General features: G+C 73.4%; 12 protein-coding genes and 1 pseudogene. All 13 read left to right on the plus strand.

The genetic code is table 11. The features are described 5' to 3' along the window. Positions 1-86 precede the first annotated feature (86 nt). Positions 87-434 carry a hypothetical protein gene (locus IO33_RS0134990; protein ID WP_031172606.1) on the plus strand — a complete coding sequence of 116 codons (348 nt, stop codon included), beginning with the start codon at positions 87-89 and terminating at the stop codon, positions 432-434. Positions 435-750: 316 nt separating this feature from the next. Next, positions 751-1,293 carry a DUF2617 family protein gene (locus IO33_RS0134995; RefSeq protein ID WP_031172608.1) on the plus strand — a complete coding sequence of 181 codons (543 nt, stop codon included), beginning with the start codon at positions 751-753 and terminating at the stop codon, positions 1,291-1,293. Between the two features lie 80 nt (positions 1,294-1,373). Then, positions 1,374-3,011 (plus strand): polyamine aminopropyltransferase, encoded by a 1,638-nt coding sequence (locus tag IO33_RS0135000; RefSeq protein ID WP_031172611.1) that lies wholly within the window; start codon positions 1,374-1,376, stop codon positions 3,009-3,011. Between the two features lie 54 nt (positions 3,012-3,065). Beyond that, a complete protein-coding gene (locus IO33_RS0135005) occupies positions 3,066-3,860 on the plus strand; it encodes an SRPBCC family protein (protein WP_031172612.1) in 795 nt (264 codons plus the stop codon). A gap of 239 nt (positions 3,861-4,099) precedes the next feature. Then, entirely contained in the window at positions 4,100-4,888 is a 789-nt protein-coding gene (locus IO33_RS0135010) for an aldose epimerase family protein (RefSeq protein WP_031172614.1), read from the plus strand. Positions 4,889-4,898: 10 nt separating this feature from the next. Further along, complete coding sequence (pyrE, locus tag IO33_RS0135015; protein ID WP_031172616.1) at positions 4,899-5,447, plus strand: orotate phosphoribosyltransferase; 549 nt, start codon at positions 4,899-4,901, stop codon at positions 5,445-5,447. Between the two features lie 143 nt (positions 5,448-5,590). Further along, positions 5,591-6,613, plus strand: coding sequence for a class II fructose-bisphosphate aldolase (gene fbaA / locus IO33_RS0135020; protein ID WP_031172618.1), 1,023 nt, complete (start codon positions 5,591-5,593; stop codon positions 6,611-6,613). Positions 6,614-6,697: 84 nt separating this feature from the next. Continuing rightward, entirely contained in the window at positions 6,698-8,155 is a 1,458-nt protein-coding gene (locus IO33_RS0135025; RefSeq protein WP_031172620.1) for an MFS transporter, read from the plus strand. Positions 8,156-8,402: 247 nt separating this feature from the next. Next, entirely contained in the window at positions 8,403-8,816 is a 414-nt protein-coding gene (locus tag IO33_RS0135030; RefSeq protein WP_031172622.1) for a DUF3151 domain-containing protein, read from the plus strand. A 162-nt stretch (positions 8,817-8,978) separates the two neighbouring features. Beyond that, positions 8,979-9,860, plus strand: coding sequence for a tryptophan 2,3-dioxygenase family protein (locus tag IO33_RS0135035; protein ID WP_031172624.1), 882 nt, complete (start codon positions 8,979-8,981; stop codon positions 9,858-9,860). After that, a complete protein-coding gene (kynU, locus tag IO33_RS0135040) occupies positions 9,853-11,043 on the plus strand; it encodes a kynureninase (protein ID WP_031172626.1) in 1,191 nt (396 codons plus the stop codon). Before IO33_RS0135035 ends, kynU begins: the two co-directional genes overlap by 8 nt. 644 nt (positions 11,044-11,687) lie before the next feature. Next, the gene (locus tag IO33_RS0135045; RefSeq protein WP_031172628.1) at positions 11,688-12,590 is read left to right on the plus strand and encodes an alpha/beta hydrolase; all 903 of its coding nucleotides are present in this window, start codon (positions 11,688-11,690) and stop codon (positions 12,588-12,590) included. 322 nt (positions 12,591-12,912) lie between these two features. Beyond that, positions 12,913-13,167 (plus strand): annotated as a pseudogene (locus IO33_RS51845) (hypothetical protein); the annotation flags it as partial.

The raw sequence follows: 13,167 nt of genomic DNA on the forward strand, positions 1-13,167 counted from the left end.
GCTTTGAGTCCCCGGACGGCCGGGCATCCCCCGGTCACCGCGGTCCACGGGGGGCCGCTTCGGGGGAACGGAAGGAGGGTGACGCCATGGACTCCGGCTTCCTCTTCATTCTGATCGTGGCCGCGTTCGTGACCCTCATGGTGCTGGCGGGCCGGACCAGGCGCCGTCAGCGCGGGGTCTCACTCGGCAAGGGCGGCCGCGGCCGCTCCGGGTCGCACCGCTCGTCGTCGTCCTCGTACGACGGCGGCGGCAGCTGGTGGGCGGGCAGCGTCGACTCCGGCTCGTCGGGCGGGCATCACGGGGGGCACCACGGCGGCCACCACTCCTGCGGCGGGGGTCACTCCTGCGGGGGGCACTCCTCCTGCGGTGGTGGTTCCTCCTGCGGCGGCGGTTCGTCGTGCGGCGGCGGGGGCGGATGCGGGGGAGGCAGCTGACACGGGGCAGCTGAGCTTTCGGGGGAACCGTATCCGGGCCCATGAGCGCCCGCCGGCGAAGGCAGCCGGCGGGCGCTCGCCGTCTCCTTCTCCGCGCCGGGCGCGCGCCATGGTTGAACAGTTGAACTGTGGGGCCCTCTGAGGGATGGAAACCCCACGAAGTTGGGTAAAAACGCGGTGGGGGCGCCTCTGTTCATGATTCCCTCTAAATCGCCAACGCAGCCCCTCGGACGTCCCTGAGACTCCCCACCCGGCCGAGCCGGCTGGGCTGACATGGCCGATCTCCCCCCTCATCGCGTGTTAGCGGAGCCGATCCATGCTCACGACCCTGAACACCTCCTACACCGATACGCGCGCTGCCGACCTAGCCTGGGCCCTGGGACGCGAGCCGCTGCCGGCCCTGGCCACCCTCGGCCTGGAACTCGGCGGGGCCAAGCTCCAGTTGAGACTCCTCGGCGCGTCCCACCAGGTGCTGCTGGAGGAGGAACGCGGCCTGTGTTCGGAGACGGTCGCGTGCATCCCGGGCTCCAGCACCCCGCTGCCGCTCGGCGTCGCCAAGCGGGTCGGCGACTGGGAGTACGAGTTCGCGGCGCGTGTCGAGGAGCTCACCCCCGGTTCGTTCGCGGGCCGGGCCCAGGAGTTGCTGGCCCTCGTCTCCGACCATCCGCACGGTCTCGCGGGTGTCTTCCCGGGCAGTCCGCACGCTTTCACCGCGATGCTGGCCCAGCACCACGAGGGTCAGGTGCACTGGCGCACCTGGCACGCCTACCCGCAGGACGGCCAGTTGGTGGCCACCCGGACCCGGGTCGGGGCACGGGTGAGTGTGGCACAGTCCACCGAGCGCTCGGCGCGGACATAAACCCGCGGGGCGTCAACTGGCCCCCAGTTCCACACGTGTGGGTGACGAAGCGTGCCGGGCATGTGACGTAACGTCGCAACGTGATCGAACCGCACGCCCCCGCGCCCCCGGGAGCCCCGCCCTCCTGGACAGGCCCCGCCCGGCTGCCCGTCCGGCCCGGCACCGGGCGGTTCCTGGTTCTCGTGTGCGTCTTCGTCTGCGCGGCCTGCGGACTCGTGTACGAACTCGAACTGGTCGCGTTCGCCTCGTACTTGATGGGCGACTCGGTCACCCAGGCCTCCGTCGTGCTGTCCGTGATGGTGTTCGCGATGGGGATCGGCTCGCTCGGCGCGAAGCGGCTGCGCTGGCACGCGGCGGCCGGCTTCGGCGCGATCGAGACCGTTCTCGCGCTGGTCGGCGGGTGCAGCGCGATGGCGCTGTACGCGGTCTTCGCCTGGACCGGCGGCTGGGGCGGGATGTGGTCCGAGGGGCCGCGCTTCCTGCTGGTCGCCTTCTCGCTCGCCATCGGACTGCTCATCGGCGCCGAAGTCCCGCTGCTGATGGAGCTGATCCAGCGCATCCGCCACCAGGACGCGGGCGGCGCGGTGGCCGACCTGTTCGCCGCGGACTACGTGGGCGCGCTGGTCGGCGGCCTCGCCTTTCCCTTCCTTCTGCTGCCGTTCCTCGGCCAGTTGACCGGCGCCCTGCTCACCGGCACGGTCAACGTGGTCGCGGGCGGCGCTCTGGTGCTGGGCCTCTTCCGCCGCGACCTGACCTGCCGGGCCCGCTGGACGCTGCTCGCCGTGGGTCTCGTCGTCCTCGGTGTCCTCGCCTCCGCCGCCGCGCTCGCCGGCGACTTCGAACGCGCCGCCCGGCACGCCGTCTACGGCGACGACGTCCGGGTCGCCGAACAGACCGGCGTCCAGGAGGTCGTCCTCGCCGGCGGCACCGACGGCCGGCCCCTCGACCTCTTCCTGGACGGGCGGCTCCGGGTCGGCGGCCGCGACGTACGCCGCTACCACGAGGCCCTCGTCCACCCCGCGCTGTCCGGTGGCCCGCACGCGCGCGTCCTCATCCTCGGCGGCGGCGACGGCCTGGCCGCCCGCGAGGTGCTGCGCCGGCCCGGGGTGCGCCGCGTCGACATCGTCGAACTCGACCCCGGCCTGGTCCGCCTGGCCCGCCACGACCCCGGTCTGAGCGCCGCCAACGGTCACTCCTACGACGACCCCCGCGTCCACACCACCACGGCCGACGCGCTCGGCTGGCTGCGGGTGGCGCGGGGGCGGTCGTACGACGTCGTGATCGCCGACCTGCCGGATCCGGGTATCACCGCCAGCACCAAGCTGTACTCCCAGGAGTTCTACGGCCTGGCCCGCCGCGTCCTCGCCCCCCGCGGCCGGCTCGTCGTCCACGCCGGGTCCGTCACCACCCGCCCCCTCGCCTTCTGGACGGTCGCCGCGACCCTGCGCGCCGCCGGCTTCGCCGACTCCCCCTACCGGGTCCTCGGCCACGACTCCGGGTTCCCGGCCGGCCCCGACCGCTCGGCCGGCCCGTCCGGAGCGCCGTACGACTGGGGGTTCCTGCTGGCGGCGCCGGGGCGCCTGCCGCCCCCGCTGCGGCTGGGATCCTGGCACCCGCGCACGCTGACCCAGCGCGAACTGAGGGCGGACGCCCGGGCGGCGGCACGGACGCGGATCGGGGGACTGCCGGCGTCGACCCTGGTGCATCCCCGGTACTGAGGCGCCCGTTCCGTGTGGGTACTTTCCGGTCACACCTGGGTAGGCTCAGCGGACATGGAGCACCAGGTCTTCGTCCCGGTCCCGGTCGAGCCGCTCAGGGACGCCCTCGCCGATCCCGCCCAGGTCGCCCGCGCCGTCCCGGGCCTGCAACAGGACGCCGGTGCCGAACCCGTCGCCGGACGCCTGAAACTGCGCGTCGGCGGACACTCCGTCACCTACCGCGGCACGGCACGCGTGGTCAGCCGCGAGGACGGCACGTACGCCGTCGACGCCGACGCCACCGAGGCCCGCGGCACCGGCGCCGTGAAACTCGCCCTCACCCTGCGCCTCGCGGACACCGCGGGCGGTACGGCCGTCACCGTCGAGGGCACGGCGGACGCGGACGGCCGCATCGCCGAGCTGCCGGCGGACGCGGTGAGCGCGGCGGCGATGCGCCTGCTGAACCGTTTCCTGGAGAACCTGGCGACGACGCGGGCGCAGGGGGAGCAGCCCGAGGCCACGGGGGAGCGGGAGCCGGCACCCGAGCCGGAGCCCGCACCCGGACCCGGGCAGGCCTCCGTCTTCGGCACCGAGGTCCCCCCGCCCTCCCTGGACCCCGCGGCCGAGCGCCTCGCCGATGACTTCGCCGACACCGGCGAGCCCCCCGCCGAGGCCGCGCACGCCCGCCGCACGATGATCGGCCGCAGCGCGGAGGAGGTCGACCACGCGCCGCCGCGCGGGCGCTACGCCCCCGTCCCGGCGCCCCAGACGGTGTCGGCGACCTCGGCGCTGCGCTGGGCGGCCCCGGCGGCAGCGGTGGCCCTGGCCTCGGCGATCGTGGTGACCCGGGCCCTCCGCCGCCGCCGCTGAACCGTTGCGGGCGCCCTGACAGGGGCACGGGGGGCCGTGTGATCGCTCCGGCCGGTCCGCGGGGGACCGTGTGATCGCTCCGGCCGGTTTGCGGGGGACCGTGTGATCGCTCCGGCCGGTTTGCTGGAACCCGCGCGATCACCCTGGCCGGTCCGCGGGGAACCGCGCGATCACCCCCCCGCCGGCCTGCGCCGCCCACGAGCGCGCCCGCCCCCCGCCAGCCCCAGTAGCCTCTTCCCGTGAGTAACGAAGACATCACGCTGACCGCCGGCGAAGCGGAAGCATGCGTCAGCCCGGCAGGCGGCGGCCGGATCAGCAGCCTCAGGGTCGGCTCCCTCGAACTGCTCAGGCAGGGGCCCCGCTACGGCTGCTTCCCGATGGTGCCCTGGTGCGGCCGCACCCGGGACGGCCGCTTCCTGGACGGCGGCACCGTCCGTGAGCTGCCGCTCAACTCCCCGCCCCACGCCATCCACGGCACCGCCCGCGACGGCGCCTGGCGCACCGCGCGCGCCTCCAAGAGCGAGGCGGTGATCACGTACGACCTGGTCGACCCCTGGCCGCACCGCGGCCGCGTCACCCAGGTCGTCACGCTCACCGAGGACAGCCTGACGCTGACGATGTCCGTCGAGGCGCGGGACGACTCCTTCCCGGCGCAGATCGGCTGGCACCCGTGGTTCAACCGGAACCTCGGCGGCCAGGACGCGGAGCTCGACTTCACGCCCGCCTGGCAGGAGGAGCGCGGGGACGACCACCTGCCCACCGGCAACCGCATCGACCCCGAGCCGGGCCCCTGGGACGACTGCTTCGGCATGCCCGGCGGTGTCGACGTCACCCTCACCTGGCCGGGGCAGCTGGAGCTGAAGGTGGCCAGCCGCGAGGAGTGGGTGGTCGTCTACGACGAGCAGGCCGAGGCCGTGTGCGTGGAACCGCAGACCGGCCCGCCGAACGGGCTCAACACCCTCCCGCGCCTGGTCACCCCCCTGGAGCCGCTGGAGGCGACGACGACCTGGAGCTGGCGGCGCCCTTAAGCTGGTCGGCATGACGGACGTTCGCGGCGCGCTGCTGCAGCAGATCAAGGACAAGGCCGTGGTGCACGGCAAGGTGACCCTCTCCTCGGGTCTGGAAGCCGACTACTACGTCGACCTGCGCCGCATCACCCTCGACGGCGAGGCCGCCCCGCTGGTCGGCCAGGTGCTCCTGGACCTGACCGCGGATCTGGAGTTCGACGCGGTCGGCGGTCTGACCATGGGCGCCGACCCGGTAGCCGCCGCCATGCTGCACGCCGCCGCCGCGCGCGGGAAGAAGCTCGACGCCTTCGTCGTACGGAAGGCCGCGAAGGCGCACGGCCTGCAGCGGCGTGTGGAGGGCCCGGAGATCGCGGGCCGGCGGGTGCTCGTCGTCGAGGACACCTCCACCACCGGCGGCTCGCCGCTCACCGCGGTGGAGGCCGTGCGCGAGGCCGGCGCCGAGGTCGTCGCCGTCGCGACCATCGTGGACCGGGCCACCGGCGCCGCGGAGAAGATCGAGGCCGGCGCGGGCGTTCCGTACCGTTTCGCCTTCTCGAAGGATGAACTGGGTCTGGACTGACGACGCGGATTGACCTGGACTTGACCGACGCATGGACCTGCGGTCCATGTCTGGAAAGATGTGGGCGACGATGACGTCGCCCCCCAGGTCTAGGTCAGGGCCGTAACGCACCAAGCCAACCCGCAACACCAAGGAGCGGACAGATGCCCATCGCAACCCCCGAGGTCTACAACGAGATGCTCGACCGGGCGAAGGCAGGCAAGTTCGCCTACCCGGCCATCAACGTCACCTCGAGCCAGACCCTGAACGCGGCGCTGCGTGGCTTCGCGGAGGCGGAGAGCGACGGCATCGTCCAGATCTCGACCGGCGGTGCCGAGTTCCTCGGCGGCCAGTACAGCAAGGACATGGTGACCGGCGCGGTCGCCCTCGCCGAGTACGCGCACATCCTCGCCGAGAAGTACCCCGTCAACATCGCGCTGCACACCGACCACTGCCCGAAGGACAAGCTCGACGGGTACGTCCGTCCGCTGATCGCGGTCTCCGAGGAGCGCGTGAAGGCCGGCAGGAACCCGCTGTTCCAGTCGCACATGTGGGACGGCTCCGCCGAGACCCTCGCCGACAACCTGGCCATCGCCCAGGAGCTGCTGGAGCGCACCCGCGCCGCCAAGATCATCCTGGAGGTGGAGATCACCCCCACCGGCGGCGAGGAGGACGGCGTCTCGCACGAGATCAACGACTCCCTCTACACCACGGTCGAGGACGCGATCCGCACCGCCGAGGCCCTCGGCCTGGGCGAGAAGGGCCGCTACCTGCTGGCCGCCTCCTTCGGCAACGTCCACGGCGTGTACAAGCCGGGCAACGTCGTGCTCCGCCCCGACCTGCTGAAGGAGCTGAACGACGGCGTCGCCGCCAAGTTCGGCAAGGCGTCCCCCTTCGACTTCGTGTTCCACGGCGGCTCCGGCTCCACCGAGCAGGAGATCCTGACCGCGCTGGAGAACGGCGTCGTGAAGATGAACCTCGACACGGACACCCAGTACGCCTTCACCCGTCCGGTCGCCGCCCACATGTTCCAGAACTACGACGGCGTCCTGAAGGTCGACGGCGAGGTCGGCAACAAGAAGGCCTACGACCCGCGCACCTGGGGCAAGCTGGCCGAGGGCTCGATGGCCGCGCGCGTCGTCGAGGCCACGCAGAACCTGCGTTCGGCGGGCAACAAGATCAAGTAAGCGGTAGGGCCGCTCGCGCGCGGCTTACTCCGTGGTGGGCCCGGTGGCTGTGCATGCCGCCGGGCCCGCTGTATACCTGGGTGCGTGCCCGACGTCCGGTTGGCCTCCCCCCAGGGCAAGTGGATCCTGTTCACCACGATCCTCGGCTCCAGCATGGCCATGCTGGACTCGACCGTCGTCAACGTGGCGCTCCCGCGCATCGGGCGGGACCTGGGCGCGAACCTCGCCGCGCTGCAGTGGACGGTCAACGCGTACATGGTCACGCTGGCCGGTCTGATCCTGCTCGGCGGCTCGCTCGGCGACCGCTACGGCCGGCGGAAGATCTTCCTGCTGGGCGTGGTGTGGTTCGCGGCGGCCTCCCTGCTGTGCGGCATGGCGCCGAATCCGGGGATCCTCATCGCCGCGCGGGCGCTGCAGGGCATCGGCGGCGCGCTCCTCACCCCCGGCTCCCTCGCCCTCATCCAGGCGTCCTTCCACCCCGACGATCGCAGCCGGGCCGTCGGCCTGTGGTCCGGCTTCGGCGGGATCGGCGCGGCGGTCGGCCCCTTCCTCGGCGGCTGGCTGGTGGCCGGACCCGGCTGGCGCTGGGTGTTCCTGCTGAACGTCCCGCTGGCGCTGCTGTGCGTGCCCGTGGCGGTGCGGCACGTGCCGGAGTCGTCCGCCGGGAAGCACACGGGGCGCTTCGACGTCCTCGGCGCGACGCTGGGCGCCCTGTCGCTGGCCCTGCTGACCTACGCGCTGATCGAGGCGCGGTCGGGCTCCCTGGGGGTGACCCTGACGGCGGTGGCGGGCGTGGCCGCGGCCGTGGCCTTCGTGTACGTGGAGCGGCACCGCCCGGACCCGATGCTCCCGCCGGACATCTTCGCCTCGCGCCAGTTCACCGCGGTCAACCTGGTCACCCTGTGCGTGTACGCCGCGTTCGGCGGCTTCTTCTTCCTCACCGCGCTGCAGCTGCAGGTGGTGGCGGGCTACTCGCCGCTGGCCGCCGGTACGGCGCTGCTGCCGACCACGGCCCTGATGCTGCTGTTCTCCGCCCGCTCCGGCGCCCTCGCCGACCGCACGGGCCCACGCCTGCCGCTGACCGTCGGCCCCCTGCTGTGCGCGGCGGCGATGCTGCTGATGCTGCGGGTGGGGCCGGACGCGGACTACCTGACGGACGTCCTGCCCGCGTTGCTGGTGATGGGCGCCGGCATGGTCACCCTCGTCGCCCCGCTGACCGCCACGGTGCTCGCCTCGGTGGACACCGCCCGGGCCGGCCTGGCCAGCGGCATCAACAACGCGGCGGCCCGGGCGGCGGGCCTGCTCGCGGTCGCCGCGCTCCCGCTGCTGGCGGGGATGGGGCCGGAGGCGTACCGGTCGCCCACGGCCTTCGACACGGCGTTCGACCGGGCGATGCCGATCCTGGCGGGGACGCTGCTGCTGGGCTCGGTCGTGGCGTTCGCCCTGGTCCGCCGCCCGGCCCCGGGCTGCCGCCGCCCCGAGTGCCGGACCCACGGCAACGTGACGAGCCCGCCGCTGGAGGGGGAACGGCGGGTCCGCTAGAGCCTGTCTTCCGGCTCGTGCCGGCGTCTCTTCCGGACCGTGGCCGCATCTCTTCCGGACCGTGGCCGCGTCTCTTCCGGACCGTGCAACGTCTCCTCCGGATCGTGCCCGCATCCCTTCCAGATCGTGCCCGCCTCTCGTCCGGCTCGTGGCGGCGTCGCGGGGCCGTCCGCCTCGGAGCGGTCCCGCAGCACCGAGCACCCGGCAGGACGAGCCCGCACATGCACCTGTGCGAGAAACTGAACCCATGACGATTCACGAGAACCTCCTGGGCGGCCCGCCCCCGACCCACCTCCCCGACGACCCGGAGCCCCGCGAACTCCTCGCGAACGGCACCGCCCCCGCGGACGTCGCCGCGAAGTACCCCACCTCCTCCCTCGCCTGGGCCCAGCTGGCCGACGAGGCGTTCGAGCGCGGCGCGGTCGTGGAGTCGTACGCCTACGCCCGTACGGGCTACCACCGCGGCCTGGACGCCCTGCGCCGCAGCGGCTGGAAGGGTCACGGCCCGGTCCCCTGGGAGCACGAGCCGAACCGTGGCTTCCTGCGCGCCCTGCACGCCCTCGCCCGCGCCGCGCAGGCGATCGGTGAGCAGGCGGAGTACGAGCGCTGCGCGCAGTTCCTGAAGGACTCCTCCCCGACGGCGGCCCAGACCCTGGGCTGACCGCCCCCGGCCCCTACGGGAGTCACCGGTGTGGCCCGTCTGGCAGCAGACGGGCCTTGCCGTATCCGAGGTGATTGCGGAGGATTCCGGGTGGGGACCGGGGCCCCCGTGCCGGAATCGGCAGGGGCGGACCGCTACCCGGAGTAACAACAGGAGACAGCGATGTCCCAACAGGCTCACCCCCACGAGGCCGCTGAGCCCGAGACCCCGCATCTCGAACAGAACCCCGACGGCACCCTCGACCCGAACCTCGACTTCGCGGGTACGACGCCGTACGAGGACTACGTCAGGGCGGACGTGCTCACCCACCTCCAGCACACCCTCTCCGACGACCCCGGAGAGATGGTCTTCCTTGTGACGACCCAGGTCATGGAGCTGTGGTTCACGGTCATCGTGCACGAGTGGGAGACCGCGGCGAACGCCCTGCGCTCGGACGACGTACCGACCGCGATCGCCGCCCTGAAGCGTTCCGTACGGGAGCTGGAGGCCCTGAACGCCTCCTGGAAGCCGCTCGGACAGCTCACCCCGGCACAGTTCAACTCGTACCGCTCCGCCCTCGGCGAGGGCTCCGGCTTCCAGTCGGCGATGTACCGCCGCATGGAGTTCCTGCTGGGCGAGAAGTCCGCGTCCATGCTGGTCCCGCACCGCGGCGCCCCCCGCGTCCACGCGGAGCTGGAGAAGGCCCTGCACGAGCCGAGCCTGTACGACGAGGTCGTACGCCTCCTCGCCCGCCGCGGCCACCCGATCCCGGCCTCGGTCCTGCGCCGGGACGTCACCCTGCGCTACGAACCCGCGGACGCCGTGGAGGCGGCCTGGACCGCCGTCTACGCGGGCGACGAGAGCGATGAACTCGCCCGCCTCGGCGAGGCGTTGACCGACGTCGGCGAACTGATCTGGCGCTGGCGCAACGACCACCTGGTCGCCACCCGCCGCGCGATGGGCGCCAAGTCGGGCACGGGCGGCTCGGCCGGCGTGGCCTGGCTGGAGAAGCGGGCCCGCAAGAACGTGTTCCCGGAGCTGTGGACGGCGAGGTCCCATGTCTGAACTGCCCCTGCGCGCGGAGAAGCTGGACGCGGCGGACGAGCTGGCGCCGCTCAGGGACCGCTTCGTCCTCGATGACGCGGTCTACCTGGACGGGAACTCGCTCGGCGCGCTCCCCGCACATGTCCCCGACCGGGTGTCCGACGTGGTCCGCCGCCAGTGGGGCGAGCTGCGCATCCGGTCCTGGGAGGAGAGCGGCTGGTGGACGGCGCCGGAGCGGATCGGCGACCGGATCGCCCCGCTGGTCGGCGCGGCGCCCGGACAGATCGTCGTGGGCGACTCCACCAGCGTCAACGTCTTCAAGGCACTGGTCGCGGCGGTCCGCATGGCGGACGACGACCGCACCGAGATCCTGGTGGACGCCACCACGTTCCCCACGGACGGATACATCGCCGAGTCGGCGGCCCGCCTGACCGGCCGCACCCTGCGTGCCGTGACGCCGTCCGAGGTGCCCGGGGCGCTGGGCGACCGTACGGCGGCGGTCCTGCTCAACCACGTCGACTACCGCACCGGCCGCCTCCACGACCTGCCGTCGCTGACGGCGGCCGTCCACTCCGTGGGCGCCCTCGCGGTCTGGGACCTGTGCCACAGCGCGGGCGCCCTGCCGGTGGGCCTGGACGCGCACGGTGTCGACCTGGCGGTCGGCTGCACCTACAAGTACCTGAACGGCGGCCCGGGTGCACCGGCCTACCTGTACGTGCGCAAGGAGCTGCAGCCCCGCTTCGACTCCCCGCTGCCCGGCTGGAACTCGCACGCCGAACCCTTCGGGATGCGGCCGGAGTACGCCCCGGCGCCCGGCGCGCTGCGAGGGCGCGTGGGCACGCCGGACATCCTGTCGACGCTGGCGCTGGAGGCGGCGCTGGAGGTCTGGGACGGGGTGTCGGTCGACGCGGTGCGCGCCAAGTCGCTGGCGCTGACCGACTTCTTCCTGGAGTGCGTCGCGGCGTATGTGCCCGAGGGGCGCGTCGAGTCCCTGACGCCGGTCGCTCACGAGGAGCGCGGCAGCCAGGTGGCGCTGCGGTGCGCGGACGCGGGCGATGCCATGAAGCGGCTGATCGAGCGGGGGGTGGTCGGCGACTTCCGGGCCCCCGACGTCCTGCGCTTCGGCTTCACCCCGCTGTACGTGGGCTTCGCGGATGTGGAGCGGGCGGCACGGGTGCTGGGGGAGGTGCTGGACGGGGCGTAGCCGGCGTGGGCCGGTGACGGGCGCGGGGCGCGTGGTGGCCTCGGCCGCCCCGTGCCCGCGGCCGGCCCACTGCCGCGGGTCTTTCGCAGCGGGGTCTGCGGTGGTGGTTCTGCGGTGGTGGTTCTGCGGTGGTGGGTCCACCCGGCACCCGGGGACACCCACCGGCACCCCGGCAAAGCCGCCTCCGGCACGCCGACCCCGGCGGCGGAGGATCCGGCAGCCGAGAGCCCGGCAGCGAAGGACCTGCGGCAGCGGTGCGTCACCGAAGAGCCCGCCACCACAGACCCCACCACCGACGACGGGCGACGGAAAGCACCGCCCGCCCCGGCTCACGCCGCCGCACGCCACTCCTCGACGCACGCCGCCACCCGGACCGCCGTACCCGAGGTGGGGGCCCTGCTGCCGTACCCGCCGCGTCGGCCCTCTCCGCCGTACCCGATGTGTTGCCCGCAGGGCGCCGAGCGCCGGTCCGGGTGTCCCGCGCGGCTCCGGCGGACGGTTCCCGCGCGGTGCCGGCCGCTGGGCCACAACCCCGTGTCCGCGCACGTCATCGGCCTGATACCTTCCCGCCAACGGCCGATTGTCTCCACCTGGTCCGTCTTACTGGGTCCGCCAGAAACGTTGCATCGCTGAGAGGTTGAAGCATGCCGGACGACGCCGCAGCAGCACGGGACGCCGCCGAGGAGGAGTCGGCCTTCTCGCACCCCCCGGTGGACCCTGACGCCACGTCCGCGTACGGCAGTCACCCCGACCAGGTGATCGACTTCTACGCCCCCCGGACCGCCTCGGACACGCCGGCCCCGGTGGTGGTGGTCCTGCACGGGGGCGCCTGGCGCGCCCGCTACGACCGCCGGCACATCACCCCGTTCGCGGACTACCTGGCCCGCAGGGGTTTCGCGGTGGCCAACGTCGAGTACCGGCGCGGCGGCGACCCCCTGATCCCCGGGCAGAACACGGGCGGTCACCCGGGGGACGCCACCCCTCCGGCCGGCCGCTGGCCCGACACCTTCGACGACGTAGCCGCCGCCCTGGACGCGCTGCCCGCCCTGGTCCGCGAGGCACTCCCGCAGGCCGACCCGCGCCGCATGGTGCTGACGGGCCACTCGGCCGGCGGCCACCTCGCCCTGTGGGCCGCGGCCCGCCACGTCCTGCCCGCGGACGCCCCCTGGCGCACCGGCCGGCCGACACCGCTGCGCGGGGTCGTCGCCCTCGCCCCGATCGCGGACTTCGAGGCCGCGGAGAAGCTGGACGTGTGCGGCAACGCGAGTCTGCAACTCCTCGGTGGCCAGGAGGCGTTCGCCGAGCGCCGCCCCTACGCCGACCCCGTCCTGCTGCTGCCGACGGGCATCGCGACGACCCTCGTCCAGGGGCGTACGGATCTGGTGGTGCCGCAGGCGGTGGCCGAGTCCTACGCGGACGCGGCGGCGAAGGCCGGGGAGGTCGTGGGTCTGACGCTGCTGGAGGACGTGGGGCACTTCCCGCTGATCGACCCGGCGGCGGACGCGTGCGCGGTGGTGGCGGAGGAGATCGCCCAACTGGCCTGGTGACCGGTCGACTTCGGCCCCGGTGATACCCGTAGTACCTGAGAGCTACCCCGCAGGACAGCTCCCTGGCGGGACGCCGACGACGGCCCCCGATCCCTAACTTCCTTCTCAGAGAAGCCCGATGGCCGGGCGACCTGAAAGGAACCCGACCATGGGGCACGCCGACCGCACGACCCAGCCATCCCCGGCCGCACCTTCCCCTTCCCCGGACAGGGATCCTCTGTCGGCCCCGCCTTCCAGCGCCACGGACGGGCAGTCGCCGACGGCGGGTGCGCCCCACGAGGGTCACCCGCACCTGACGACGAAAGCGGCACAGGTGGTGCGAGTGGGCACCCAAACCCGGCCGGAGGCCGGGTGCCCACCCACCAACCCGCACCCGATGGCGCACCCGCACCCGTACCTCACGTCGCACCCGCACCTCACCCCGCACCCGCACTCGACCCCGCACCCGCACCCGAATCCGCACGAGCCCACGCCCAAGCCCCCCCGCCCCCCGAAGAAGTGGCACCGCCCCCTCCTGGCCACCCTTCTCACCGCAGCCATAGCCGCCCCTCTCGCCGGCGCCGCCCGCCCCCAGATC

Source organism: Streptomyces durhamensis (genome assembly GCF_000725475.1).
In the GTDB taxonomy this organism is placed as follows: Bacteria; Actinomycetota; Actinomycetes; order Streptomycetales; family Streptomycetaceae; genus Streptomyces; species Streptomyces filipinensis.

Excerpts from the sequence above, each read along its gene's own strand:
- pyrE (WP_031172616.1), top strand. The coding sequence starts at position 4,899 with ATGACGGACGTTCGCGGCGCGCTGCTGCAGCAGATCAAGGACAAGGCC.
- kynU (WP_031172626.1), top strand. The coding sequence starts at position 9,853 with ATGTCTGAACTGCCCCTGCGCGCGGAGAAGCTGGACGCGGCGGACGAG.
- IO33_RS0135045 (WP_031172628.1), top strand. The coding sequence starts at position 11,688 with ATGCCGGACGACGCCGCAGCAGCACGGGACGCCGCCGAGGAGGAGTCG.
- IO33_RS0135030 (WP_031172622.1), top strand. The coding sequence starts at position 8,403 with ATGACGATTCACGAGAACCTCCTGGGCGGCCCGCCCCCGACCCACCTC.
- IO33_RS0135035 (WP_031172624.1), top strand. The coding sequence starts at position 8,979 with ATGTCCCAACAGGCTCACCCCCACGAGGCCGCTGAGCCCGAGACCCCG.
- IO33_RS0135005 (WP_031172612.1), top strand. The coding sequence starts at position 3,066 with ATGGAGCACCAGGTCTTCGTCCCGGTCCCGGTCGAGCCGCTCAGGGAC.
- IO33_RS0134995 (WP_031172608.1), top strand. The coding sequence starts at position 751 with ATGCTCACGACCCTGAACACCTCCTACACCGATACGCGCGCTGCCGAC.
- IO33_RS0134990 (WP_031172606.1), top strand. The coding sequence starts at position 87 with ATGGACTCCGGCTTCCTCTTCATTCTGATCGTGGCCGCGTTCGTGACC.
- fbaA (WP_031172618.1), top strand. The coding sequence starts at position 5,591 with ATGCCCATCGCAACCCCCGAGGTCTACAACGAGATGCTCGACCGGGCG.